The sequence below is a fragment of the Haemophilus influenzae genome (assembly GCF_001457655.1).
In the GTDB taxonomy this organism is placed as follows: Bacteria; Pseudomonadota; Gammaproteobacteria; order Enterobacterales; family Pasteurellaceae; genus Haemophilus; species Haemophilus influenzae.
On record NZ_LN831035.1, the window covers coordinates 815,378 to 840,727 of the forward strand.

Consider the following 25,350-nt stretch of genomic DNA (forward strand, 5'->3'; position numbering starts at 1 on the left):
TCGTTTAACCACGTATTTTTTAATACGAAAAATTACTTAATTAAATAAACATTATGAAAAAAACTGTATTTCGTCTGAATTTTTTAACCGCTTGTGTTTCATTAGGGATAGTGTCGCAAGCGTGGGCAGGTCATACTTATTTTGGGATTGACTACCAATATTATCGTGATTTTGCTGAGAATAAAGGGAAGTTCACAGTTGGGGCTAAAAATATTGAGGTTTATAACAAAGAAGGGAAAATGATAGGTACGATGATGAAAGATGTGCCTATGCCTGATTTATCTCCCATGGTTCGTGGTGGTTATTCAACATTGATAAGTGAGCAGCATTTAATTAGCGTCGCACATAATGTAGGGTATGATGGCGTTGATTTTGGTATGGAGGGGGGAAATCCAGACCAACATCGTTTTAAATATAAAGTCGTCAAACGTTATAACTATAAAAATGATAGTACGCACCGTTATATGACCGACTATCAACATCCAAGACTTGCTAAATTTGTCACGGAAGTGGCGCCTATTGAAATGGTTTCATATATGAATGGTAATACTTATATTGACTTGGAAAGGTATCCAATTCGGGTCCGTGCTGGTAGTGGTCATCAATATTGGAAAGATGATAAAAACAATACTAAAGCAGACTTAGCCTATGGCGGTGCTTGGCTTACAGGTGGTAATACCTTTATGGATGGTGGTACTGGTAATGGTTACTTATATTTGAATGGAAGAGTACAGACACCTAATAAATATGGTCCACTACCCATTGCAGGTGCGGCAGGGGATAGTGGCTCTCCTTTATTTATTTATGATAAAAAGCAAGAAAAATGGCTTTTAAATGGTGTATTGCGAGAGGGACATCCAACCGCAGCAGTTGGGAATGGTTATCAAATTGCACGAAAAGACTACTTTCAGGAAGTATTTGATAATGATATGGCAGCAAACTTTTTTGATACCAATGCAGAATATACCTTTAAAATTGGAGAAAGTCATAATGGTATAGTAACTACAATTCAAAGTTCATTACCTGTACGTGCAAAACAACCACCACAAACAGTAGGACTATATGATATCAGTAAACCTTATGATTTAAGAGGCGGTAATAAAGGCGATGAATCTCCCTCTTATAAAGGTCCTAATCCATGGTCGCCAGCATTACATCATGGGAAAAGTATTTACTTTGGTGATCAAGGAACAGGAATTTTAACAATTGAAAATAATATAAATCAAGGTGCTGGCGGATTGTACTTTGAAGGTAATTTTGTTGTAAAAGGCAGTCAAAATAATATAACTTGGCAAGGTGCTGGCGTATCTATTGGACAAGATGCAACTGTTGAATGGAAAGTTCACAATCCTGAAAATGATCGCCTATCTAAAATTGGTACAGGCACTTTATTAGTCAATGGTAAGGGAAAGAATTTAGGAAGTTTAAGTGCGGGTAATGGTCGCGTCATTTTAGATCAACAAGCAGATGAAGCGGGTCAAAAACAAGCCTTTAAAGAAGTTGGCATTGTAAGTGGTAGAGCTACCGTTCAACTAAATAGTGCAGATCAAGTTGATCCTAACAATATCTATTTCGGATTTCGTGGTGGTCGCTTAGATCTTAACGGGCATTCATTAACCTTTAAACGTATCCAAAATACGGACGAGGGCGCGATGATTGTTAATCACAATGCCACAACAGAATCTACAGTGACCATTACTGGCAGCGACACCATTAATAACAACACAGGCGATTTAACCAATAAACGTGATATTGCTTTTAATGGTTGGTTTGGTGATAAAGATGATACTAAAAATACTGGCCGTTTGAATGTTAATTACAATCCGCTTAACAAAGATAATCACTTCCTTCTATCAGGTGGAACAAATTTAAAAGGCAATATTACTCAAGAAGGCGGCACTTTAGTGTTTAGTGGTCGCCCAACGCCACACGCTTACAACCATTTAAATCGCCCAAACGAGCTCGGACGACCTCAAGGCGAAGTGGTTATTGATGACGATTGGATCAACCGCACATTTAAAGCTGAAAACTTCCAAATTAAAGGCGGAAGTGCGGTGGTTTCTCGCAATGTTTCTTCAATTGAGGGAAATTGGACAGTCAGCAATAATGCAAATGCCACATTTGGTGTTGTGCCAAATCAGCAAAATACCATTTGCACGCGTTCAGATTGGACAGGATTAACGACTTGTAAAACAGTTAATTTAACCGATAAAAAAGTTATTGATTCCATACCGACAACACAAATTAATGGTTCTATTAATTTAACTGATAATGCAACAGTGAATATTAATGGTTTAGCAAAACTTAATGGTAATGTCACTTTAATAGATCACAGCCAATTTACATTGAGCAACAATGCCACCCAAATAGGCAATATCAAACTTTCAAATCACGCAAATGCAACAGTAGATAATGCCACGTTAAATGGTAATGTGAATTTAACGGATTCTGCTCAATTTTCTTTAAAAAACAGCCATTTTTCGCACCAAATTCAGGGCGACAAAGGCACAACAGTGACGTTGGAAAATGCGACTTGGACAATGCCTAGCGATGCCACATTGCAGAATTTAACGCTAAATAATAGTACTGTTACGTTAAATTCAGCTTATTCAGCTAGCTCAAATAATGCGCCACGTCACCGCCGTTCATTAGAGACGGAAACAACGCCAACATCGGCAGAACATCGTTTCAACACATTGACAGTAAATGGTAAATTGAGCGGGCAAGGCACATTCCAATTTACTTCATCTTTATTTGGCTATAAAAGCGATAAATTAAAATTATCCAATGACGCTGAGGGCGATTACACATTATCTGTTCGCAACACAGGCAAAGAACCCGAAGCCCTTGAGCAATTAACTTTGGTTGAAAGCAAAGATAATCAACCGTTATCAGACAAACTCAAATTTACTTTAGAAAATGACCACGTTGATGCAGGTGCATTACGTTATAAATTAGTGAAGAATAAGGGCGAATTCCGCTTGCATAACCCAATCAAAGAGCAGGAATTGCGCAATGATTTAGTAAGAGCAGAGCAAGCAGAACGAACATTAGAAGCCAAACAAGTTGAACAGACTGCTAAAACACAAACAAGTAAGGCAAGAGTGCGGTCAAGAAGAGCGGTGTTTTCTGATCCCCTGCCTGCTCAAAGCCTGTTAAACGCATTAGAAGCCAAACAAGCTCTGACTACTGAAACACAAACAAGTAAGGCAAAAAAAGTGCGGTCAAAAAGAGCTGCGAGAGAGTTTTCTGATACCCTGCCTGATCAAATATTACAAGCCGCACTTGAGGTTATTGATGCCCAACAGCAAGTGAAAAAAGAACCTCAAACTCAAGAGGAAGAAGAGAAAAGACAACGCAAACAAAAAGAATTGATCAGCCGTTACTCAAATAGTGCGTTATCGGAGTTGTCTGCGACAGTAAATAGTATGCTTTCCGTTCAAGATGAATTGGATCGTCTTTTTGTAGATCAAGCACAATCTGCCGTGTGGACAAATATCGCACAGGATAAAAGACGCTATGATTCTGATGCGTTCCGTGCTTATCAGCAGAAAACGAACTTGCGTCAAATTGGGGTGCAAAAAGCCTTAGATAATGGACGAATTGGGGCGGTTTTCTCGCATAGCCGTTCAGATAATACCTTTGACGAACAGGTTAAAAATCACGCGACATTAGCGATGATGTCTGGTTTTGCCCAATATCAATGGGGCGATTTACAATTTGGTGTAAACGTGGGTGCGGGAATTAGTGCGAGTAAAATGGCTGAAGAACAAAGCCGAAAAATTCATCGAAAAGCGATAAATTATGGTGTGAATGCAAGTTATCAGTTCCGTTTAGGGCAATTGGGTATTCAGCCTTATTTGGGTGTTAATCGATATTTTATTGAACGTGAAAATTATCAATCTGAAGAAGTGAAAGTGCAAACACCGAGCCTTGTATTTAATCGCTATAATGCTGGCATTCGAGTTGATTATACATTTACCCCGACAGATAATATCAGCATTAAGCCTTATTTCTTCGTCAATTATGTTGATGTTTCAAACGCTAACGTACAAACCACTGTAAATCGCACGATGTTGCAACAATCATTTGGGCGTTATTGGCAAAAAGAAGTGGGATTAAAGGCAGAAATTTTACATTTCCAACTTTCCGCTTTTATCTCAAAATCTCAAGGTTCACAACTCGGCAAACAGCAAAATGTGGGCGTGAAATTGGGGTATCGTTGGTAAAAATCAACATAATTTTATCGTTTATTGATAAACAAGGTGGGGCAGATCAAATCCCACCTTTTTTATTCCAATAATGGAACTTTATTTTATTAAAGGTATCTAAGTAGCACCCTATATAGGGATTAATTAAGAGGATTTAATAATGAATTTAACTAAAATTTTACCCACATTTGCTGCTGTAGTCGTATTATCTGCTTGTGCAAAGGATGCACCTGAAATGACAAAATCATCTGCGCAAATAGCTGAAATGCAAACACTTCCAACAATAACTGATAAAACAGTTGTATATTCCTGCAATAAACAAACGGTGACTGCTGTGTATCAATTTGAAAACCAAGAACCAGTTGCCGCAATGGTAAGTGTGGGCGATGGCATTATTGCCAAAGATTTTACTCGTGATAAATCACAAAATGACTTTACAAGTTTCGTTTCTGGGGATTATGTTTGGAATGTAGATAGTGGCTTAACGTTAGATAAATTTGATTCTGTTGTGCCTGTAAATTTAATTCAAAAAGGTAAATCTAGCGATAACATCATCGTTAAAAATTGTGATGTAAACGTAAAAGCAACTAAAAAAGCAAATTTATAATTAATCCCAAATAACCAGCATAATTGCTGGTTATTTTATCTTCCCCGAGGAAAGTTTTTTTCTTGAGATCATTTTCAATTCAAACTAGACTTACCGCCTATTTTATTTAACCTAAATTTTATTATGCGTGTTTCAGACTTTAACTTTGATTTACCCGATGAATTAATTGCTCGTTATCCTAAAACTGATCGTGTTTCTTGTCGTTTATTACAGTTAAATGGTGAAAACGGAGAAATTTTTCACCGCACTTTTTCTGATGTATTAGATTTAATTGATGAAGGCGATTTGTTGATTTTTAATAATACGCGCGTTATTCCTGCAAGAATGTTTGGGCGTAAAGCCAGTGGTGGCAAAATTGAAGTTTTAGTTGAGAGAATGTTAGATGAACATCGTTTCTTAGCGCATATTCGTTCATCGAAATCACCCAAAGAAGGGGCGGAATTATTTTTAGGTGAAGATAAATTAGGCGAAAATAATGGTATTAAAGCAGTAATGAAAGCTCGTCATAGCTCGTTGTTTGAAGTGGAATTAAGTGATAAATCAACCGCTCTTTTAGATGTGTTGCAAATCATTGGGCATATGCCATTACCGCCTTATATTGACCGTCCAGATGAAGAAGCCGATAAAGAATGTTATCAAACGGTTTATAGTAAAGTACCAGGTGCGGTAGCAGCACCAACGGCTGGTTTGCATTTTGATGAAAATTTACTTGAAAAACTCAAAGCAAAAGGCGTGAATTTTGAATTTGTTACATTGCATGTGGGCGCGGGAACATTTCAGCCAGTTCGTGTAGAAAATATTGAAGATCATGTGATGCATGCAGAATATGTAGAAGTTTCTCAAGAAGTTTGCAATGCGATTATCGCAACAAAAAAAGCCGGCAAACGTGTAATTGCAGTGGGAACTACTTCTGTTCGTTCTATTGAAAGTGCGGCACTTTCTGCGGAAGAATTTGGTAATCCAGATTTAATTGAGCCTTATTTTTCTGATACCTCTATTTTTATTTATCCGGGTAAAAAATTCCGAGTGGTGGATTGCTTAATTACTAATTTCCACTTACCTGAAAGCACTTTGATTATGTTAGTTTCAGCTTTTGCTGGTTATAAAAATACCATGAATGCGTATAAGCATGCAGTGCAAGAAAAATATCGTTTCTTTAGTTATGGCGATGCGATGTTTATTAATAAAAATTCTAATGTGAGAGAGTTGGAATAAGTTGTTTGACTTGTAATTAGTCAGCACCTACAATAAAGAACAAGAGATGGCGGTAACCATCTCTTGTCGGCATCAACTACTAATAGCCAGTGCTACTTTTCAATAACAGGCAAAGTAGAATAATGATGACCAACTTAATCATAAATTTAGTCATATTTTTATCCTTAGTATGATTAACAAACTCAGGATCTACGAAATAGCCCGACAGCGGCAACTGGCGGACTATCTTAGTAGATCCGCCTCTGCTCAAAGAGCATTGAAAATATGATATCACAAAGCCTGTATTTTTTAACAGGCTTTTTTGTTCAAAAAAATCTTCGAACTGTTTATTCGTTGGAGCAAAAATGAAGTATGAATTAGATAAAACAAGCGGCAATGCTCGTCGCGGTCGCTTGGTGTTTGAACGTCCACAAGGCACGTTCAGTGTAGAAACCCCTGCGTTTATGCCAGTGGGTACTTATGGCACGGTAAAAGGCATGACACCAGAAGAAGTGCGTGCGACAGGTGCAGAAATTTTACTGGGTAACACCTTCCATTTATGGCTTCGTCCAGGACAGGAAGTGATGCGTAAACACGGTGATTTGCACGATTTTATGCAATGGCATCGCCCGATTTTGACTGACAGTGGCGGTTTCCAAGTATTCAGTTTAGGTAAATTACGTAAAATTACCGAAGAAGGCGTAAAATTCCAAAACCCAATTAACGGTGAGCGAATCTTCCTTTCGCCTGAAAAATCCATGGAAATTCAATATGATTTGGGTTCTGATATCGTAATGATTTTCGATGAATGTACGCCTTATCCAGCGACTTTCGATTATGCGAAAAAATCTATGGAAATGTCACTTCGTTGGGCAAAACGCAGCCGCGATCGCTTTGATGAATTAGGCAATAAAAATGCCCTATTTGGTATTATCCAAGGCGGTGTATTTGAAGAATTACGTAAAGTCTCATTAGAAGGCTTAGTCAATATTGGTTTTGACGGTTATGCGGTGGGCGGTTTAGCGGTAGGCGAACCAAAAGAAGATATGCACCGCATTTTAGAATACATCTGCCCACAAATCCCAGCTGACAAACCACGTTATTTAATGGGCGTGGGTAAACCAGAAGATTTAGTGGAAGGCGTGCGTCGTGGCATTGATATGTTTGACTGCGTAATGCCAACCCGTAACGCACGTAATGGCCATTTATTTGTGACAGACGGCATTGTCAAAATCCGTAATGCAAAATATCGTGATGATACCAGCCCGTTAGATCCTGAATGTGATTGCTACACCTGTAAAAACTACACCAAAGCGTATTTATATCATTTAGATAAATGCGGTGAAATTTTAGGTGCACGCTTAAATACCATTCACAATTTACGCTATTATCAACGTTTAATGGCGGAAATTCGTCAAGCGATTGAAGACGATCGTTTTGATGATTTTGTGGTGGAATTCTATGCTCGCATGGGCAAACCTGTTCCGCCATTACAATTAGCGGATAAATCATAATTGATGAAAGTGCGGTAGAAAAATAAAACGTTTTTTGACCGCACTTTTTAATAAAGGAAATCTTATGCAAATTCTTGAACCTCAACAATTCGCCACATGGAATGAACCTATTGAAATGCTTTATGCTTGTCATAGTAAAGTAAAACGTTTTTGTCGTCAGTTAAGCATTTTGCCTGATTATCTAGAAAAACACGGCTATACTCAGGCTGTGTTAAATGATGTTGAGCAAATTTTAACTTATTTCAATCGTGCCGCACCGTTACATCACGATGATGAAGAATCAGATTTTTTCCCTCAATTAGTCAAAGTGGCTCCGCAAGCACAAACTTCCATTGATGAATTAGAAAAACAGCACGAATATTTGCATGAAAATTGGAATGCATTATCTGTGCAGTTAGAAGAGCTTATTTCTGAACAACGTCAAAATATTGATGAATATTTAATTGAACGCTTTATTCAAGGTTATGATCGTCATATTGCGTTAGAAGAGCCGTTATTTGAAATGGGGCGTGAATGCTTAAGTGCGGATATTTTGACTGAAATGGGCAAGCGCATGAGTGCTCGTCGTCAAGTTAAAGAATGAAATATCAGCTCAATTTAACCGCACTTCGATGCCCCATTCCTCTTTTAAGTGCCAAAAAAGCCTTAAAAAATTTGAATAAAAATGATGAGCTAATGTTGATCTTAAACCTTGAAAGTGCGGTGGAAAATTTTTCTATTTTTGCCGAAGAAAATTCTGTTGCTTTAGTCGAGCAATATTACGCTTCGGAAAAAGAATTTATCGTTATCTTGAAAAAATAAAATTAATCGCCATAACGTAGGATATTGGGCTTAGTTCGCCTTTCCCAATGAAGCAATTTATGGTATTTTACGCAAAATTTTTAACTTAAATTAATAAGGAAAACACAATGGAAGCACAAAGTCCAATGTCCACGCTATTTATTTTCGTGATCTTTGGTTTAATTTTCTACTTTATGATTTATCGCCCGCAAGCTAAACGCAATAAAGAACACAAAAAATTGATGTCTGAGCTTGCAAAAGGTACTGAAGTTTTAACTGCTGGTGGTTTAATAGGCAAAATTACTAAAGTAACCGAAGGTAGTGATAGCATCGTGATTGCGTTAAACGACACGACAGAAATTACGATTAATCGTAACTACATTGTGAGCGTTCTTCCTAAAGGTTCATTAAAATCACTTTAAGAGTAACGTTAAATTATTTTCCAGAGCCACGCATTGTGGCTCTGTGCGTTAGAAAAGAAAAGGAAAACTATGTTAAACCGTTATCCATTATGGAAGAATTTGATGGTTATTTTTATTGTGGCCATCGGGATTTTATATTCTCTTCCAAATATTTATGGTGAAGATCCTGCGGTGCAAATTTCCGGTACGCGCGGTCAAGAAGCAAATACTAGCGTGCTTGGACAAGTTCAAGATGTGCTTAAAACCAATAATCTTCCAACCAAATCTATCGTGCTTGAGAATGGCTCAATTCTAGCTCGTTTTACTAATACCGATGATCAACTTCTTGCTAAAGATAAAATTGCTGAACGTCTTGGCAATAATTACACCACCGCATTAAATCTTGCTCCAGCCACTCCAGCTTGGTTAAGTATGTTTGGTGCGAATCCTATGAAATGGGGATTAGACTTACGCGGTGGGGTTCGTTTTTTGATGGAAGTCGATATGAATGCCGCACTTGTAAAACGCCAAGAGCAATTACAAGACAGTTTGCGTGGCGAACTTCGCAAAGAAAAAATTCAATATACTGCCATTAAAAATACAGAGCATTTTGGTACGTTGATAACCTTAGCTAATGTGAGCCAGCGTGCTAAAGCTGAGCGAATTATTCGCCAATTACATCCAACATTAGACATTACTGAGCCTGATGCTGATAGTATTAATTTAGGGCTATCTACTGCAGCATTAAATGAAGCACGCGACTTAGCCATTGAGCAAAACTTAACGATTTTACGTAAACGTGTTGCTGAATTAGGTGTTGCAGAAGCGGTAATTCAACGTCAAGGTGCTGAACGTATTGTGATTGAATTACCAGGTGTTCAAGACACTGCACGCGCAAAAGAAATTTTAGGGGCAACGGCAACACTTGAGTTTCGTATCGTAAATCAAAATGTTACAGCTGATGCTATTTCTCGTAATATGTTACCAGCTGATTCGGAAGTTAAATATGATCGCCAAGGGCATCCTGTTGCATTATTTAAACGTGCCGTATTAGGTGGGGAGCATATCATTAATTCAAGCTCTGGTTTAGATCAGCATTCAAGCACGCCGCAAGTGAGTGTAACCTTGGATAGCGAAGGTGGCGAGATTATGTCTCAGACCACTAAAAAATATTACAAAAAACCAATGGCAACGCTTTATGTTGAATATAAAGATAATGGCAAAAAAGATGAAAATGGCAAAACCATTTTAGAAAAGCATGAAGAAGTTATTAATGTTGCAACAATTCAAGGTCGTTTTGGTTCTAATTTCCAAATTACTGGTGTTGATAGTATTGCCGAAGCACATAATCTTTCTACCTTGTTGAAATCTGGCGCATTAATTGCACCAATTCAAATTGTTGAAGAACGCACAATTGGCCCATCATTAGGTGCACAAAACGTAGAGCAAGGGATTAATGCGAGTCTTTGGGGATTAGTTGCTGTTATTGCCTTTATGTTGTTTTACTACAAAATGTTTGGTGTGATTGCAAGTTTTGCACTTGTTATTAATATCGTATTACTTGTGGGATTAATGTCTATTTTACCCGGCGCGACACTTTCAATGCCGGGTATTGCGGGTATCGTTTTAACTTTAGGTATGTCAGTAGATGCGAATGTATTGATTTTTGAACGTATTAAAGAAGAAATTCGTAATGGTCGTTCAATTCAGCAAGCCATTAATGAAGGTTATAACGGTGCATTTACTTCTATTTTTGATGCTAACTTAACCACAATCTTAACCGCAATTATTCTATACGCGGTAGGAACAGGCCCAATTCAAGGTTTTGCGATTACGCTTTCACTTGGTGTTGCGATTTCTATGTTTACCGCGATTACTGGAACTCGCGCATTAGTTAATGCCCTTTACGGCGGCAAACAACTTAAAAAATTATTAATTTAGGCGGGAAATGATGAAACTTTTTACAAAAGATAAAGACGGACATTTTATCCGTGAAATCAATGGGATAAAGCTCCCGTTCCCATTGACTGAATTTATGAAAGTGCGTAAATGGGGTTATATATTATCCGCACTTTTAATGGTAATTTCTCTATTTTTTATTATTACCAAAGGATTTAACTGGGGCTTAGATTTTACTGGTGGAGTGGTATTTGATACTCACTTCTCGCAGTCCGCTAACCTTGAACAAATTCGTAGTAAACTTCACGAAAATGGAATTGAAAGTCCAGTTGTTCAAACCACAGGATCGGTTCAGGATGTGATGATTCGTTTACCTGCAAGTAATAATGATTCTACCATTGGTGAACACGTCAAAAGTATGCTACAGAATGTAGATAAAGACATTCAAATTCGCAGTATTGAGTTCGTTGGCCCAAATGTTGGTGAAGAATTAGCACAAGGTGCGGTATATGCGACTTTAGCGACATTAGCAATGGTGCTTATTTATGTGGGGTCACGTTTTGAATGGCGTTTAGGCTTTGGCAGTATCGCTTCTCTTGCGCACGACGTAATTATTACGCTAGGGGTATTCTCTGCATTACAAATTGAAATTGATCTTACTTTTGTCGCAGCGATTTTATCTGTGGTGGGTTACTCCATCAACGATAGTATTGTGGTATTTGACCGAGTTCGTGAAAATTTCCGAAAAATTAGACGATTGGATACGATTGATATTATTGATATTTCTTTAACGCAAACTTTATCAAGAACTATCATTACTTCGGTTACTACATTAGTTGTCGTGATGGCATTGTTCTTCTTTGGTGGTCCTTCCATTCATAACTTTTCACTTGCTTTACTCGTAGGTATTGGATTTGGTACTTATTCCTCGATTTTTGTTGCCATCGCCATTGCATACGATGTTGGTTTACGTCGTGAACATATGATCCCACCTAAAGTAGATAAAGAAATTGATGAATTACCTTAGTTGATTTACTTTTAGAATAAATTAAAAAAATAGTTAATCGAAAATTTACGATTAACTATTTTTTATTTATATAAATCTCTAATTAAATAAAGTACTTAAAATTCAAAGATTATTTAATCTTGAGGTAAGGCATTTATTACGGCCTTTACTAAAGTGGCTAAAGGAATGGCAAAGAATACACCCCAAAATCCCCATAAACCGCCAAAAATTAATACTGAAATGATAATAATTAGTGGATGTAAATTGACGGCTTCAGAAAATAAATAAGGCACAAGGAGATTTCCATCTAAAAGTTGGCTTACAGCAAAAGCAATAATGATGTACCAAAATGTTGGGCTGATTCCAAACTGGAATAAAGCAACCAATGCAACAGGAATCGTGACAATAACTGCGCCAATATAGGGGACGAGAACTGAAAGACCCACCGCAAAAGCCAATAAGAGTGGATAATTTAGCCCGAAAATTAAGAAAATAATATAAGTGATTAAAGTGACAATCAGTATTTCTAATAATTTTCCGTGAATGTAATTAGAAATTTGCTGTTGCATTTCTTTCCATACTTTAAATGCGAGATTTCTATTTTTTGGTAAGAATCGACTTACCCCTTGTAAAAGTTCTGATTTATCTTTCAACATAAAAAACATCATTAATGGCACTAAAAAGGCATAAATCCCTAAAGAAACCAAGTTCATAATAGAGGCTAAAGAAAGTTTTACAGCAGATTCGCCAAAACCAAGGATTTTTTCTCGCACAGAATTGAAAATAGAATCAACCATTGAATAATCAATAAGTTCAGGATAATTTTTGGGTAAATTGAGTAGCCATTCATTAGATTTATTAAACATAGCGGGCAAATCACTTAATAAGGAAATAGTTTGATTCCACAACATTGGCACCAATACCAAAAAGAAAACTGCTGCTAGACCAATAAAACTACCGAAAATAAGAATTGTCGCTAACATTCTTGGGCATTTTAAATATTGATTTAAAAAATTGATTGGCATTTCAAGTAAATAGGATAGTACTAGAGCAATCAACAAAGGCGCAATTAAATCTCCAAAAAAATAAATGGAGATAAAGCCAAATAATAATATTGCTAATAGTCCCATCGCTTGAGGATCACTTAAACGGCGAGAGTACCAGCTTTTTAACATTTCTAGCATAATTTCTTTTCCTATAAGTATTTTTTTGCCATTATAAGTTAAAATTTACAGTGTTTATAGCTACTAAGAGGAAATCCTATGTCTGTTATTATTTATCACAACCCACATTGCTCAAAAAGCCGTGAAACGCTAGCATTATTAGAAAATAAAGGTATTCAGCCGATTATTGAACTGTATTTGCAAAAGCAGTATTCCGTTAATGAATTACAAAGCATTGCCAAAAAATTAGGAATTGATGATGTTCGCCAAATGATGCGCACGAAAGATGAACTATATAAAAGCTTAAATTTAGATAATTTAGATCTTTCTCAAGCAGAATTATTTAAAGCGATGAGTGAACATTCAGCACTTATTGAACGCCCAATTGTTATTAATGGCGATAAAGCTAAAATCGGGCGTCCGCCAGAAACTGTACTTGAGATTTTGTAATTTAAACGTTTGCATGTATAATACACCAGCCGTGGAAATCCTTCCGCGGCTTTTTTAAGGAAAATTTATGAGAAAGAAACAAAAAAGTGCGGTTGAAAATGAAACCGTTTATTTGCACACTCGAGGCGTGATAAAAGATAATGCAGTGATGGCATTGCTAGGCGATAAATTATTTCGTCAGCGTGTTGAGAAAAAACGTAAAGGGAAAGGCAGTTACCAACGTAAGGCGAAACACCCAGGGAAAATATTTGAAAAGCCCGATTATAAATTTTTTTGATTACAGAAACTTTATAATCGGGTTTTTCTTAGGTTAAAAATAGCAAGGAGTAAAATATGTCAAAACAGCCTCAAATTCTACTTAATAATACGTGGAATGTGCGTATTAGTGATCCCGGAGAGGAGGGGGCCAAAAGCCATTTCTTTGAAACGATTTATTTAACTCTAACAGCTTATTTTGAAGAAAATAACATACGCTATGAATTTGTGCGTAAAGTGGAGGATCAAATAAAAATTCAGCGTTCTTTTACAGAGTTAAATGAATTGTTCAAATTTTTAGGGGATTATTTTGATCCCGTCTCGATTGGTCTAGTCGGTGTGAAAATTGGAAACTTAGGGATAAAATTAGAATAAAATATTGATTAATCTATAAAATTTCACACTATATTTTACGATTATTGTAAAACAAAGATCGCACTTTAATGATATAAATTACATAAAAAAGTGCGGTTATTTTTTCTTTATTTTGATAAGAAAAATAGATTACTTAGCAACAAATTTCTTGTACGACAAATTGTAATGAATGTCTCGAAAATTGTTGTTGTTTGCGGTGTTTTAAACGTCTTAAACGTAGATTACGTGATAAAGAACTTTGTTGTAAATTAGCTTTCTTTTTAAGAAAAGTTTTACGTTTTAACATTTTATTAATCCTTATTTTCTTTTATTTCTTCTAAATTTTTAACCGCACTTTCGTTGTTGGCATTATCATTCGTTGTTTGATTTTCTTGGACTCGATGATAATTTACGATGCTATTCATATAGCGGCGAATATTTTCTACATATTGATAGGCTTCATAGCCTCTTGCATAGCCGTATTTCAGTTGGGAATAATAGCGTTTTTCTGCTAATAAAGGCAGATTTTTTTTCACATTGAGCCAATTATCTGGATTTCCTCCAAGATTTTGAGTTAAACGGCGTGCATCAATTAAGTGACCGAGTCCTATGTTATAGGCAACTAAGGCAAACCAAATTCTTTCTTCCTTTTCAATGCTTTCAGGAAGCTGACTAATCAACCAGTGTAAATATTCTGAACCAGCTTTAATACTTTGTTCAGGATCTGTTCTATCACTGATTTTCATATGTTGTGCGGTATTTTTGGTGAGCATCATTATGCCACGTACTCCAGTTGGCGATGTTGCGTCAGGATTCCAATGAGATTCTTGATAAGCCACTGCTGCGAGTAGTCGCCAATCTAATTCACCTTTGTATTTTTCAAAGAGCGGTGAGAATTGTGGCAGGGTATTTTCAATTGCGTTCATATAAGAGCGCGTATCCACGTAATCAAATTGTGAAATATGTCCTAAATATTTTTCTTTTAAATTATCTAAAAGTCCCGTTTCTTCGGCATTATTCATAAAATTGAGTAAAGCCGTTTGTAGATCGCGGTAGGGGCTATTGGGTAAATACCAGTGAACGTTTGCTTCATCAGTAATATCAAAGGCAATGGCTAATTCTGGTTTGATTTGTTGAATTGCAGCAATATCAATAGAATTTGCAATAACGTAAGGAATTTTGCCTTCAGCCAGTTGTAGTAATAGTTCTTCTTGAGTAAGTGCTTGATTTCTTTTCCAAGTTAATTGTGGATATTGTTTTTGTAATTCTTTTAGCGTTTCTTCTAATGCTAAATTATTTGAGATATAAATATCTTTCTTTACGTTACCTAAATTTTTAGGACGATTTTCATTTTTTCGATAAGCTAATTGCCATGAAGCAGAATGATATGCAGGACCTATTTGGAAACGTTCTGCATTTTTAGGATGGTATAAAAGGTGGGCGGCAGCTAAATCAATATTGTGTTTATCAAGTTCATCAAATAACTGCTCTTGATTATCGAAAATTTTCATTTCGAGTTCTACGCCTAAAGTATCAGCAAATGCTTTGGCTAATTCATATTCAAAGCCTCGTTCGCTATCTTTATTAATAAAATAAGAAATCTGGTTATTTATTGTTCCTACATAAAGTGATCCCCTAGCTTGAATTGCAGTATAATGATTTTCTTCAGTATGACGTAAAAATTGCCATGGGAACACCATATCAATAGCCCAAAATAATAACGCTAGAGCAGTAATAATACGTAAAAAAAGACCTTTCAATGATTTTTCCTATATAAAAAAGTTATGGGATTGTAGCCAAAACTTTCACTATAGGCAATAAAAAGCCCCTTGAGGTTCAAGGGGCTAAGTGTATGTAAAATATCAGACGATTTATTTTTAGAATGATGATCTACGATCACGGCGTGGTTTGTCGCTAAAAGTGCGGTTACTTTTTTCATTAAATTTACGATTGCCACGATTATCATTGCCTCGTTCACGTCCGCGCTCTCCACGGAAATCGCCACCACGACCTTTACGTTTACCGTTAAAATCATCGCTGCCACGGGAATTATCGGATTTTACTGCACCTAAGAAAGACATTTGCATTTGTTTATTCAATACGCGTGTTTTAGCGAATTGTTGCAATAATTCTTTCGGCATACCTTGTGGCAATTCAACGGTAGTGTAGTCATCATAAAGTTTAATATGACCAATATAACGGCTGTTAATATCGCCTTCGTTAGCAATCGCACCAACGATATGGCGAACTTCTACACCATCTGCACGACCGACTTCGATACGATATAAATCCATTGGTTGTGGATTTCCATAGCCTTTACGTTCGCCACGACGTTCAGCTGAACGTGGATTTTCACGGCGATCACCGCGATCATTACGTTCACGACGACGTTTTTCCATTGGCGGATCAGGTGGAAGAATTAATTTTTGTTTGCCTTGAAGCAGCATCAACATTGCTGCAGCAATATCTTCTTGATCCTGATCGGCTGTGAATAAGTCTTCTAATAAACTACGATATTGTTCTAAATCGTGATGCTCGAGTTGTTTCGTAATTTTGGCGACAAATTTTTTGCGGCGGCATTCTTGTAACACAAGATGATTTGGCAATTCTACTTCATTGATACCTTTTTTCATTAGGTGTTCAATATTACGAAGTAAACGACGCTCGCGAGGTTCAACAAATAATAAAGCACGACCAGAACGACCAGCACGACCAGTACGCCCAATTCGGTGTACATAAGATTCTGCATCAAGCGGAATGTCGTAGTTCACCACAAGGCTGATACGTTCAATATCAATACCGCGTGCAGCCACATCGGTTGCCACAACAATATCTAAACTGCCGTTACGTAAGCGATCGAGGGTTTGTTCGCGTAATTGTTGTGTCATATCGCCATTAAGTGCGGCAGAACGGAAACCATTTTTTTCAAGTAGTTCTGTAATGTCTAAAGTACCAGTTTTAGTGCGAGCAAAAATAATCGCTGCATCAAAATCTTCCACTTCTAAGAAACGAAGAAGAGCTTCGTTTTTACGCACGCCGTGTACATACCAACAACTTTGGTCGATATCTGGGGCATTTTCGTTATTCACTTTGATCTTCACTTCTTGTGGATCATTCATAAAACGTTTCGTAATACGACGGATCGGTTCAGGCATTGTTGCAGAGAATAACGCAGTTTGATGATTTTCTGGTAATTCTGCCATGACGGTTTCTACATCATCAATGAAACCCATGCGTAGCATTTCATCGGCTTCATCTAATACGATAAAACGAAGTTCAGAAAGATTTAATGTTCTGCGACGAATATGGTCAAGAATACGGCCTGGTGTACCCACAACCACTTGTGCGCCTTGTTTTAATGCACGAAGTTGGATGTCATAACGTTGGCCACCATATAAGGTAACAATGCGAGTGCCCTGTGCATATTTAACAAATAGTTCGCACGCATCGGCAACTTGAATAGCAAGTTCGCGTGTAGGTGCCATCACTAACATTTGTGGATGTTTTTCACTTGGATCGATTTGCGCGAGTAAAGGCAGTGCAAAGGCAGCGGTTTTACCACTACCCGTTTGTGCCATACCTAGCACATCATTGCCATTGAGCAAATGTGGGATACAAGATTGTTGAATTGGAGAAGGTGTTTCAAAACCTAAGTCAGAAACAGCTTTTAAGATGAACTCAGGTAAGCCTAAGTCATTAAAAGTAATTTTGTCAGTCATTAAAATACTCGAATATAAATAAGGAAAGCTCAACGGGCTTTCGGTTTATTAAGTTGAGCAGAGCGAATGAATTTTTCTATTCGTTCTACTGCAAAGAGCGGTAAGTTTTGGATTGATTTTTAGAAAACAATCGCTTTTGTTACCGCACTTTTCTCTTCTTTTTCGTCTTCTGTTTGAACCGGTTTTAATTTCATGAGTTCAAACGCGGCAAAACGATACTCAACAAAGTTATAAACCTGATTTGCCATGGCTAGTTTAAATAAAGCTGCTGCTTCATCTACTAGCCCTACATTGAGTTTTTGTTTTGCTAGATAAAAATAGGTTTCTGTGAGAATTTCAGCATATTGTTGTGAATTTTCGGCAAATTCACTTGCACGTTGTTGTAATTCTTCTACAGAGATGTGTCCTAAGTAATATTGAACGATGTGTGTACCCCAGAAGTCCTCTGATAGCCCTTTTGCTCGTTCAACAAGGTTTGTTTGGGCTTCTTGTGGTTTTAATTTTTGTTCGTTCAAATATAGCCATAAGACACGATAGGGATCTTTTTTATCGGCTTGGTAGAACTGTAAGAAATCTTGCTGAGCAAGATGGTAGCGCCCTACATAATAAAAATTTAAACCACGATTAAGGTGGGTATAGTCATAACCTGAATCTAATTCAAACACCGTATTGAAAGCATCCAATGCGCCGTCATAATCTTCTTCAAGCAATAAATAAAGCCCTAAGTAATTGTACACAGATGCCATTTTCGGCTGTAATGCAAGGGCTTGAGTAAGATCATAACGAGCAAGTCCCCATAATCCAAGAGAATCATAGAGTACGCCACGTTCAAAATGTAGCGATGCACGTTCTTCATTACTCATTTTTCCAACCAGTAGTACTTGGCTTAATCGCACGATCATCACTTCTTGTTCAAAGTGAGTATTCGGGTTTTGTTCAGCCAACACGACATGATTTTTAGACACAAAACCGCCCCTAGACTGAACACAGCCAGCAAGGAGTAAGATCGCACATAAGCTAAATAAATAGACTATAAAATGGCGAGATAAGCGAAAACACCGCATTTGCTTTCTTTATGCCTAAAAGTTGGAAAACAACAAAACTTGGCAGCGAATGCTACCAAGTTTTGATTCTATATTCCAAGATTATTCCTGTTCTTCGACAGGATCTTCTTGGTTAATTTCAGTTTCTTGTTTTGGAGCCAAGTCTTTCATTGTTAAACGAATACGACCTTGACGATCGATTTCAACAACTTTTACGTTTACTTCTTGACCCACTTGAAGGTAATCGCTAACTTTTTCTACACGCTCTTCAGCAATTTGAGAAATATGAACCAAACCTTCTTTATTTCCAACGATTGCGACGAATGCACCAAAATCAGCAAGACGAGTGACTTTACCTTTGTAAATTGCGCCAGCTTCAACTTCTGCAACGATTTCCTCAATACGTCCCATTACGTTTTTCGCTGCATTGCTATCTACTGCAGCAATTTTCACTGTACCATCGTCATCAATATCAATTGATGTACCAGTTTCTTCAGTTAGTGAACGGATTGTTGCACCACCTTTACCAATCACATCTTTGATTTTCTTAGGATCGATTTTCATTGTATAGATGCGCGGTGCGTAATCTGAAATATCCGCACGTGGAGCTGGGATTGCTTGTTCCATGACACCAAGAATGTGCATACGTGCACTTTTCGCTTGGTTTAATGCAATTTGCATAATTTCAGGGGTGATACCTTCAATTTTGATATCCATTTGAAGGGCGGTTACACCTTCGCGTGTACCAGCTACTTTAAAGTCCATATCGCCTAAATGGTCTTCATCACCTAAGATATCTGAAAGCACCACGAATTTCTCTTCTTCTTTCACTAAACCCATTGCGATACCTGCAACAGCAGCTTTGATTGGAACGCCTGCATCCATTAATGCTAAAGACGCACCACATACAGATGCCATAGAAGAAGAACCGTTAGATTCAGTGATTTCAGATACTACACGCACAACATACGGGAATTCTGCAAGGCTTGGCATAACAGCCGCTACACCACGTTTTGCTAAACGACCGTGACCGATCTCACGACGTTTTGGCGAGCCGATCATACCTGTTTCGCCTACAGAATATGGAGGGAAATTATAATGGAATAAGAAGTGATCTTGACGTTCACCCGTTAATTCATCAATGATTTGTGCATCACGTTCGGTACCTAAGGTTGCAACAGCTAATGCTTGCGTTTCGCCACGAGTAAAAATCGCAGAACCGTGAGTACGTGGTAATACACCAGTGCAAATATCTAATGCACGAACAGTATCAACGGTACGACCATCAATACGTGGTTCGCCTGCAATGATACGACCACGCACGATTTGGCTTTCAAGTGCGGTAAAAATATCCACGATTTTACTTTCGCTGATTTCTTCATCTTCAGCTGTGATTTGCGCAATTACATCCGCTTTAATCGCATCGATCTGTTCGTAACGAGCTTGTTTTTCAGTAATGCGGTATGCATCGCCTAAACGTGCTTCAGCAATCGCTTTTACTTTGTTGATTAAATCTGTGTTTGGTTGTGGAGCAACCCAATCCCAACGTGGTTTGCCCGCTTCTTTTGCAAATTCTTTGACTGCTTCAATCACAACTTGTTGTTGTTGATGACCGAATACGACTGCCGCTAACATTTGTTCTTCAGTTAAAATATCAGCTTCAGATTCAACCATTAATACGGCTTTGTCAGTACCTGCAACCACTAAGTCCAAACGGCTTTGTTTTTGTTCAGCCATAGTTGGGTTTAATACGAATTGGTTGTCGATAAAACCAACACGCGCTGCACCGATAGGACCATTGAAAGGCACGCCAGATAAGGTTAATGCTGCAGAAGCACCGATCATTGCCACTAAGTCAGGGCTGATTTGTGGGTTTACAGAAACCACAGTTGCCACAACTTGGATTTCATTGAAGAAACCTTCTGGGAATAATGGACGAATTGGACGGTCAATTAAACGTGCAATTAAAGTTTCGCCTTCAGATGGACGACCTTCACGCTTGAAGAAACCACCTGGGATTTTACCCGCTGCATAAGTACGCTCTTGGTAGTTTACGGTTAATGGGAAGAAGTCTTGACCTTCTTTCACATCTTTTTTAGCAACAACAGTCACGAATACCGTGGTATCGTCCATGCTTGCCATAACCGCAGCCGTTGCTTGACGTGCAATCGCGCCAGTTTCTAGAGTAACGGTATGCTGACCGTATTTAAATTGTTTAACAATTGGATTCACAATGTTTTCCTTAAAATTTATATTAAAAACAATGCCTTATTTCCCAGATTGCGACTAGCAAAAGAAATCTTTCGAAAAAATGACCGCACTTTGGGCGTTTAAAAATTTCTTTTGATAGCCGCACGCTAATGTAGAAAATAAAGCCCGTGCATTATACAGGATGTTTGGCTTTAATGGCTAACTTTATTTCACATTACCAACTTCTTATCATTGTTTCGACAGTATTTTCCTCCTAAAAATTGATTGTTCTCTCTGAAATTAGGTTCTTTTATATGAAATATAATGTAATGATGGCTAGTGATGCTAATTATCTTCCTTATGTAGAAATCACACTGAAATCTTTATTAATGCACAATGAAAATCTCTCTGTTTTTATTTTACATACAGGAGATATTTCTGAATCGTGGCAAAATGATCTTCAACTTTATTTTGCTAAACGCTATTCAACATTACAATTAGTTCATATGATTTCAATTAATACTCTTGATATTTCTCTTGTTATTTTTCATTTTACAGGTCCTCATAAGCCTCTTGATAATATTTTTTCTGAAAATGCTTGTGTTAATGCCGTAATTTCATTGTTTAGACTTTATGCGTCAATAAGTTGGCAAATATTTGCTCTCTTTCACTCGGTACTACAAGAGCTAATTGGATTAATCAAGAGAGATGATGTAATCGGTGGCTTTATTTCATTTAACCGACTTGGTATCATAGTGTAACTTTTATCCACTATAAGGAAAATTCTATGATTATTAGCAGTTTAACCAACCCAAATTTTAAAGTTGGTTTGCCAAAAGTGATTGCTGAAGTATGTGATTATTTAAATACGTTAGATTTGAATGCGTTAGAGAATGGTCGCCATGATATTAACGATCAAATTTATATGAACGTAATGGAACCAGAAACTGCAGAACCAAGCAGTAAAAAAGCAGAATTACATCATGAATACTTAGATGTACAAGTGCTTATTCGTGGCACGGAAAATATCGAAGTGGGCGCAACCTATCCGAATTTATCTAAGTATGAAGATTACAACGAAGCGGATGATTATCAACTTTGTGCAGATATTGATGATAAATTCACCGTCACAATGAAACCAAAAATGTTCGCTGTATTCTATCCTTATGAACCGCACAAGCCTTGCTGTGTAGTGAATGGAAAAACAGAAAAAATTAAAAAATTAGTCGTAAAAGTACCTGTTAAATTAATTTAATTTTTGAAAAAGTGCGGTTAGAAATTTATCAGCCCTGTGCCTTATATCTCCGCCCTGAAGGACGGAGTTTTACGGCACAGGGCTGATAAATAAAACACTTTGTGAGATTAAGAATGGGTTTTATGCAATGCTTTTCCAATAAAAATGCTTGCAACTAACATTACTAAAGTCGGAACCAACCAAGCCATTCCTTCAGATGAAAGAGGGAAGTGTTTCAATAATGAATTGATGCTTTCTGGTAACATTTTAACGTTATTTAAGCTGTCACATAAACTAAAACAAACCGTAACGAGCAATGTACTATTGTATGTAAATTTTATTGATGGAAGTTTTTTTCGTAAGAATTGCAATAAAACAAGCACAATAGCTACTGGGTAAATTAATAACAAAGCTGGGATCGTTATGCGAAGTAGATCCGTTAAACCATATTGTGAAACAGTGATTGTCATTGCGGTAAAAAGTGCGGCCCAGAATGGATAAGAAAAACGCACAGAGAATTTTGAAAAATAATCAGCAGATGCGCTAGTTACACCAACAAGTGTTGTTAAGCTCGCTAATACAATAATACCCGCCATAATCCAAGTCCCAGCTGAACCGAATAAGACATTTACATAACGAGAGAAAATTTGTCCACCATTCGTTGCCCCTTCTGCAACTGCAGCACTAGTTGCACCTAGATAGAAAAGCGAAAAATATAAACTGGCGAGTAAAATGACAGAAACAAATCCGGCTGAAATGGTGTATTTCACAATATCTTTGGTTTTTGTCACATTTTTCGCTGATAATGCTCGGGCGACAATTCCACCGAAAGCGATGGCTGCAAGTACATCCATGGTTTGATAACCACTGGTTAAGCCGATTAATAAAGAATGGCTATTTTCATAAGCATTACTTGGTGCTTGAATTTCAGATAAAGGCGAAATAAATACGGTAATTGCCACAGCAATAAGTAACACTAATAAAGCTGGTGTCATAAATTTACCCACGCTTGAAATGATCGTATTTGGGCTAATCATAAAGCCCATCGCGATTAAGTTAAAAATTAGTGAGAATACAAAACGAACATTCGCATTATTTTCTGTTAAGCCTAAAGGCAACCACGCCATTTCATAAGCAACATTAGTGATGCGGGGCATTGCAAAGGTAGAGCCAATGGTTAAATAAAGTATAACGAGGAAACCTGTGCCAGCCCATTTTGGTAAATCTTTAGTAAGTTCTTCGCCACGACCTAAAATCGCTACCACAACAAGCGTAATAAATGGCATTAAAACGCCAGTTAAAACAAAGCCTAAGGAAGCACTCGTCCAATGTTGTCCTGAGGAAAATCCTTCCATAGGCGGAAAAATGATATTACCCGCACCTAAAAATAAGGCGAAGATCATCATTCCTAAAATAATAATATCTTTGCGTGAAAACATAGTTTTTGATTCTAAAAATAAAAGGTCCGCATTCTACTACAAAGTAGATAAAATCTCTATTGCGTAAAATTAAAAATGTGAATTTTGTCACAATATATGGCATTTTATCGACAATTCGCTAAAAATCCCGACAAAATCTACCGCACTTTTTCCTTTAACTTCGAAAATATGCTAGGATGCTTCCTTTGTGAATTTTTTGCTATGTATTTTTAAAGGGGTTTATGTGATAAAACTGATCCAACGTTTTTTTAAATTAGAATCTGCTGGCGGTATATTATTGCTTTTTTCAGCTGTTGTTGCGATGTTGCTGGCTAATTCGCCGTTAAGCAACCAATATAATGATTTTTTAAATTTGCCTGTAAGTTTACAAATTGGTAGTTTCTCAATTAATAAAACCTTAATTCACTGGATTAACGATGGTTTTATGGCGGTGTTTTTTGTATTAGTGGGAATGGAAGTCAAAAAAGAATTATTTGAAGGCGCGCTTTCTACCTATCAGCAAGCTATTTTCCCTGCTATTGCAGCTATTGGCGGAATGGTTATACCGGCTGTAGTTTATTGGTTTATCGCTAAACAAGATCCAAGTTTAGCTAATGGCTGGGCAATTCCAATGGCAACAGACATTGCTTTTGCACTGGGAATTATGGCGTTATTGAGTAAACAAGTGCCACTTCCACTGAAAATATTTTTACTTGCCCTTGCTATTATTGATGACCTCGGTGCGATAGTTGTTATTGCATTATTTTTCTCGCACGGATTGAGTGTACAAGCACTAATTTTTTCTGCCGTGGCAATTATTGTGCTGATATTACTAAATCGTTTCAAAGTTTCCGCACTTTGCGCTTATATGGTCGTAGGTGCAATTTTATGGGCTTCCGTATTAAAGTCTGGTGTGCATGCTACTTTAGCAGGCGTTATTATTGGTTTTAGCATTCCATTGAAAGGTAAAAAAGGAGAACGCCCATTAGATGATTTCGAGCATATTTTATCCTCTTGGTCATCTTTCGTTATTTTACCACTTTTCGCATTTGCCAATGCTGGTGTGAGTTTTGCTGGCATAGATGTGAATATGATTTCGTCGCCATTATTATTGGCTATAGCAAGCGGTTTAATTATTGGTAAACCAGTCGGTATATTTGGATTTAGTTATCTTTCTGTTAAATTGGGATTAGCTAAATTACCAGATGGAATTAATTTTAAACAAATTTTTGCTGTTGCGGTTTTATGTGGAATCGGTTTTACGATGTCAATGTTCTTAGCAAGCCTTGCGTTTGATGCTAATGCGGGGGAAAGTGTCAATACTCTTTCTCGTTTAGGTATTCTACTTGGATCAACTGTTTCGGCAATACTTGGTTATTTATTCTTAAAACAGACGACAAAACTAAGTTAATCATACACAAAGTGCGGTAAAAATTTACCGCACTTGTTCTATAAGATAATTCCACTATCTGCTTTGGTAAAATTCATTACAAATAAACTTTTATAAGTTCTTACATGAAATTCACCCGTCAATACTCGGCGTGTGAATGCGTGATAGCTTTCCATATCTTTTGCATGGAGTAGCAACATAAAATCATAGTCCCCTGAGATTTCGTAACAGCTTACCACTTCGTCTTCTTGACGCATTTTCCGTTCAAATTGCTCTTGATAATAAGAATGTTGATTATCCATTTCGACCATGACAAATACGCTAATCGTACGCCCAACGGCTTTTGGGGAAACAACTGCAACTCGTTTTGTAATAACGCCTGAATCAGTTAATGATTGCACACGTCGTTGACAGGTTGCAACGGAACTATTCACTTTCTCTGACAGTTCTTTTAACGGAATCATGGCATCTTGTTGTAATACATTCAAAATATGACGATCTAATTTATCCAGTGTTTGCATA

22 protein-coding genes and 1 pseudogene are annotated in these 25,350 nt (G+C 37.2%); 15 read left to right on the forward strand and 8 right to left on the reverse strand.

Features of this window, described 5'->3' with window-relative positions; translation table 11 throughout:
• The first annotated feature begins 53 nt into the window (after positions 1–53).
• The 9 genes from hap to secF all read left to right on the forward strand — a co-directional run bounded on the left by hap (position 54) and on the right by secF (position 11,633).
• A complete protein-coding gene (hap, locus tag AT683_RS04170; RefSeq protein ID WP_038440834.1) occupies positions 54–4,229 on the forward strand; it encodes an adhesion and penetration autotransporter Hap in 4,176 nt (1,391 codons plus the stop codon).
• 142 nt (positions 4,230–4,371) lie between these two features.
• Positions 4,372–4,818, forward strand: coding sequence for a hypothetical protein (locus AT683_RS04175; RefSeq protein WP_005660622.1), 447 nt, complete (start codon positions 4,372–4,374; stop codon positions 4,816–4,818).
• 123 nt (positions 4,819–4,941) lie between these two features.
• A complete protein-coding gene (gene queA, locus AT683_RS04180) occupies positions 4,942–6,033 on the forward strand; it encodes a tRNA preQ1(34) S-adenosylmethionine ribosyltransferase-isomerase QueA (protein WP_005660620.1) in 1,092 nt (363 codons plus the stop codon).
• Between the two features lie 344 nt (positions 6,034–6,377).
• A complete protein-coding gene (gene tgt / locus AT683_RS04185) occupies positions 6,378–7,526 on the forward strand; it encodes a tRNA guanosine(34) transglycosylase Tgt (RefSeq protein ID WP_005645731.1) in 1,149 nt (382 codons plus the stop codon).
• 64 nt (positions 7,527–7,590) lie between these two features.
• Positions 7,591–8,109 carry a hemerythrin domain-containing protein gene (locus AT683_RS04190; protein WP_005656166.1) on the forward strand — a complete coding sequence of 173 codons (519 nt, stop codon included), beginning with the start codon at positions 7,591–7,593 and terminating at the stop codon, positions 8,107–8,109.
• On the forward strand, positions 8,106–8,327 hold the full coding sequence (locus tag AT683_RS04195) for a sulfurtransferase TusA family protein (protein ID WP_005653410.1): 222 nt from the start codon (positions 8,106–8,108) through the stop codon (positions 8,325–8,327). Before AT683_RS04190 ends, AT683_RS04195 begins: the two co-directional genes overlap by 4 nt.
• 107 nt (positions 8,328–8,434) lie before the next feature.
• Positions 8,435–8,728 (forward strand): preprotein translocase subunit YajC, encoded by a 294-nt coding sequence (gene yajC / locus AT683_RS04200; RefSeq protein ID WP_005645638.1) that lies wholly within the window; start codon positions 8,435–8,437, stop codon positions 8,726–8,728.
• Between the two features lie 69 nt (positions 8,729–8,797).
• On the forward strand, positions 8,798–10,648 hold the full coding sequence (gene secD, locus AT683_RS04205; protein ID WP_005653411.1) for a protein translocase subunit SecD: 1,851 nt from the start codon (positions 8,798–8,800) through the stop codon (positions 10,646–10,648).
• A 10-nt stretch (positions 10,649–10,658) separates the two neighbouring features.
• Positions 10,659–11,633, forward strand: coding sequence for a protein translocase subunit SecF (secF, locus tag AT683_RS04210; RefSeq protein WP_005656163.1), 975 nt, complete (start codon positions 10,659–10,661; stop codon positions 11,631–11,633).
• Positions 11,634–11,746: 113 nt separating this feature from the next.
• On the opposite strand, the gene AT683_RS04215 is transcribed toward secF, so the two are convergent.
• The gene (locus AT683_RS04215; protein WP_005656162.1) at positions 11,747–12,796 is read right to left on the reverse strand and encodes an AI-2E family transporter; all 1,050 of its coding nucleotides are present in this window, start codon (positions 12,794–12,796) and stop codon (positions 11,747–11,749) included.
• A 78-nt stretch (positions 12,797–12,874) separates the two neighbouring features.
• Here AT683_RS04215 and arsC point away from each other — a divergent pair, with 78 nt between their 5' ends.
• From arsC to AT683_RS04230, 3 genes and pseudogenes are all read left to right on the forward strand, one after another.
• Positions 12,875–13,225, forward strand: a complete 351-nt coding sequence (gene arsC / locus AT683_RS04220; RefSeq protein WP_005648814.1) for an arsenate reductase (glutaredoxin) — start codon at positions 12,875–12,877, stop codon at positions 13,223–13,225.
• 67 nt (positions 13,226–13,292) lie between these two features.
• Positions 13,293–13,539, forward strand: a pseudogene (locus tag AT683_RS04225) (alternative ribosome-rescue factor A).
• Positions 13,540–13,558: 19 nt separating this feature from the next.
• Positions 13,559–13,855 carry a DUF5377 family protein gene (locus AT683_RS04230; protein WP_005648811.1) on the forward strand — a complete coding sequence of 99 codons (297 nt, stop codon included), beginning with the start codon at positions 13,559–13,561 and terminating at the stop codon, positions 13,853–13,855.
• A gap of 133 nt (positions 13,856–13,988) precedes the next feature.
• Here the strand turns inward: AT683_RS04230 and AT683_RS09675 are convergent, their stop codons facing one another.
• From AT683_RS09675 to pnp, 5 genes are all read right to left on the reverse strand, one after another.
• Positions 13,989–14,141 carry a hypothetical protein gene (locus AT683_RS09675; RefSeq protein WP_005648810.1) on the reverse strand — a complete coding sequence of 51 codons (153 nt, stop codon included), beginning with the start codon at positions 14,139–14,141 and terminating at the stop codon, positions 13,989–13,991.
• Between the two features lie 4 nt (positions 14,142–14,145).
• Complete coding sequence (gene mltF / locus AT683_RS04235) at positions 14,146–15,594, reverse strand: membrane-bound lytic murein transglycosylase MltF (RefSeq protein ID WP_038440844.1); 1,449 nt, start codon at positions 15,592–15,594, stop codon at positions 14,146–14,148.
• 117 nt (positions 15,595–15,711) lie between these two features.
• Positions 15,712–17,553 carry a DEAD/DEAH box helicase gene (locus AT683_RS04240; RefSeq protein WP_005689404.1) on the reverse strand — a complete coding sequence of 614 codons (1,842 nt, stop codon included), beginning with the start codon at positions 17,551–17,553 and terminating at the stop codon, positions 15,712–15,714.
• Between the two features lie 119 nt (positions 17,554–17,672).
• Positions 17,673–18,617 (reverse strand): lipoprotein NlpI, encoded by a 945-nt coding sequence (gene nlpI, locus AT683_RS04245; protein ID WP_005694062.1) that lies wholly within the window; start codon positions 18,615–18,617, stop codon positions 17,673–17,675.
• Between the two features lie 81 nt (positions 18,618–18,698).
• Positions 18,699–20,828, reverse strand: a complete 2,130-nt coding sequence (gene pnp / locus AT683_RS04250; RefSeq protein ID WP_005660601.1) for a polyribonucleotide nucleotidyltransferase — start codon at positions 20,826–20,828, stop codon at positions 18,699–18,701.
• A gap of 272 nt (positions 20,829–21,100) precedes the next feature.
• Here pnp and AT683_RS04255 point away from each other — a divergent pair, with 272 nt between their 5' ends.
• Both AT683_RS04255 and nanQ read left to right on the forward strand, forming a co-directional pair.
• Positions 21,101–21,547, forward strand: coding sequence for a glycosyltransferase family protein (locus AT683_RS04255; protein ID WP_005660599.1), 447 nt, complete (start codon positions 21,101–21,103; stop codon positions 21,545–21,547).
• A gap of 26 nt (positions 21,548–21,573) precedes the next feature.
• Complete coding sequence (gene nanQ / locus AT683_RS04260; protein WP_005660595.1) at positions 21,574–22,041, forward strand: N-acetylneuraminate anomerase; 468 nt, start codon at positions 21,574–21,576, stop codon at positions 22,039–22,041.
• Between the two features lie 107 nt (positions 22,042–22,148).
• Here nanQ and brnQ read toward each other — a convergent pair whose 3' ends face one another.
• Entirely contained in the window at positions 22,149–23,459 is a 1,311-nt protein-coding gene (gene brnQ, locus AT683_RS04265; protein WP_005648793.1) for a branched-chain amino acid transport system II carrier protein, read from the reverse strand.
• 187 nt (positions 23,460–23,646) lie between these two features.
• Here brnQ and nhaA point away from each other — a divergent pair, with 187 nt between their 5' ends.
• Positions 23,647–24,849 (forward strand): Na+/H+ antiporter NhaA, encoded by a 1,203-nt coding sequence (gene nhaA / locus AT683_RS04270; RefSeq protein WP_005660593.1) that lies wholly within the window; start codon positions 23,647–23,649, stop codon positions 24,847–24,849.
• A gap of 38 nt (positions 24,850–24,887) precedes the next feature.
• Here nhaA and AT683_RS04275 read toward each other — a convergent pair whose 3' ends face one another.
• Positions 24,888–25,349, reverse strand: a complete 462-nt coding sequence (locus AT683_RS04275) for an Lrp/AsnC family transcriptional regulator (RefSeq protein WP_005648788.1) — start codon at positions 25,347–25,349, stop codon at positions 24,888–24,890.
• Position 25,350 lies beyond the last annotated feature (1 nt).

Bases quoted from the DNA above. Each gene is read 5' to 3' on its own strand.
- queA (WP_005660620.1), top strand. From the start codon at position 4,942: ATGCGTGTTTCAGACTTTAACTTTGATTTACCCGATGAATTAATTGCT.
- AT683_RS04195 (WP_005653410.1), top strand. From the start codon at position 8,106: ATGAAATATCAGCTCAATTTAACCGCACTTCGATGCCCCATTCCTCTT.
- brnQ (WP_005648793.1), bottom strand. From the start codon at position 23,459: ATGTTTTCACGCAAAGATATTATTATTTTAGGAATGATGATCTTCGCC.
- AT683_RS04190 (WP_005656166.1), top strand. From the start codon at position 7,591: ATGCAAATTCTTGAACCTCAACAATTCGCCACATGGAATGAACCTATT.
- hap (WP_038440834.1), top strand. From the start codon at position 54: ATGAAAAAAACTGTATTTCGTCTGAATTTTTTAACCGCTTGTGTTTCA.
- AT683_RS04255 (WP_005660599.1), top strand. From the start codon at position 21,101: ATGAAATATAATGTAATGATGGCTAGTGATGCTAATTATCTTCCTTAT.
- AT683_RS09675 (WP_005648810.1), bottom strand. From the start codon at position 14,141: ATGTTAAAACGTAAAACTTTTCTTAAAAAGAAAGCTAATTTACAACAA.
- nanQ (WP_005660595.1), top strand. From the start codon at position 21,574: ATGATTATTAGCAGTTTAACCAACCCAAATTTTAAAGTTGGTTTGCCA.
- yajC (WP_005645638.1), top strand. From the start codon at position 8,435: ATGGAAGCACAAAGTCCAATGTCCACGCTATTTATTTTCGTGATCTTT.
- nlpI (WP_005694062.1), bottom strand. From the start codon at position 18,617: ATGCGGTGTTTTCGCTTATCTCGCCATTTTATAGTCTATTTATTTAGC.
- secD (WP_005653411.1), top strand. From the start codon at position 8,798: ATGTTAAACCGTTATCCATTATGGAAGAATTTGATGGTTATTTTTATT.
- arsC (WP_005648814.1), top strand. From the start codon at position 12,875: ATGTCTGTTATTATTTATCACAACCCACATTGCTCAAAAAGCCGTGAA.
- tgt (WP_005645731.1), top strand. From the start codon at position 6,378: ATGAAGTATGAATTAGATAAAACAAGCGGCAATGCTCGTCGCGGTCGC.
- AT683_RS04275 (WP_005648788.1), bottom strand. From the start codon at position 25,349: ATGCAAACACTGGATAAATTAGATCGTCATATTTTGAATGTATTACAA.
- secF (WP_005656163.1), top strand. From the start codon at position 10,659: ATGAAACTTTTTACAAAAGATAAAGACGGACATTTTATCCGTGAAATC.
- AT683_RS04240 (WP_005689404.1), bottom strand. From the start codon at position 17,553: ATGACTGACAAAATTACTTTTAATGACTTAGGCTTACCTGAGTTCATC.
- AT683_RS04230 (WP_005648811.1), top strand. From the start codon at position 13,559: ATGTCAAAACAGCCTCAAATTCTACTTAATAATACGTGGAATGTGCGT.
- AT683_RS04215 (WP_005656162.1), bottom strand. From the start codon at position 12,796: ATGCTAGAAATGTTAAAAAGCTGGTACTCTCGCCGTTTAAGTGATCCT.
- AT683_RS04175 (WP_005660622.1), top strand. From the start codon at position 4,372: ATGAATTTAACTAAAATTTTACCCACATTTGCTGCTGTAGTCGTATTA.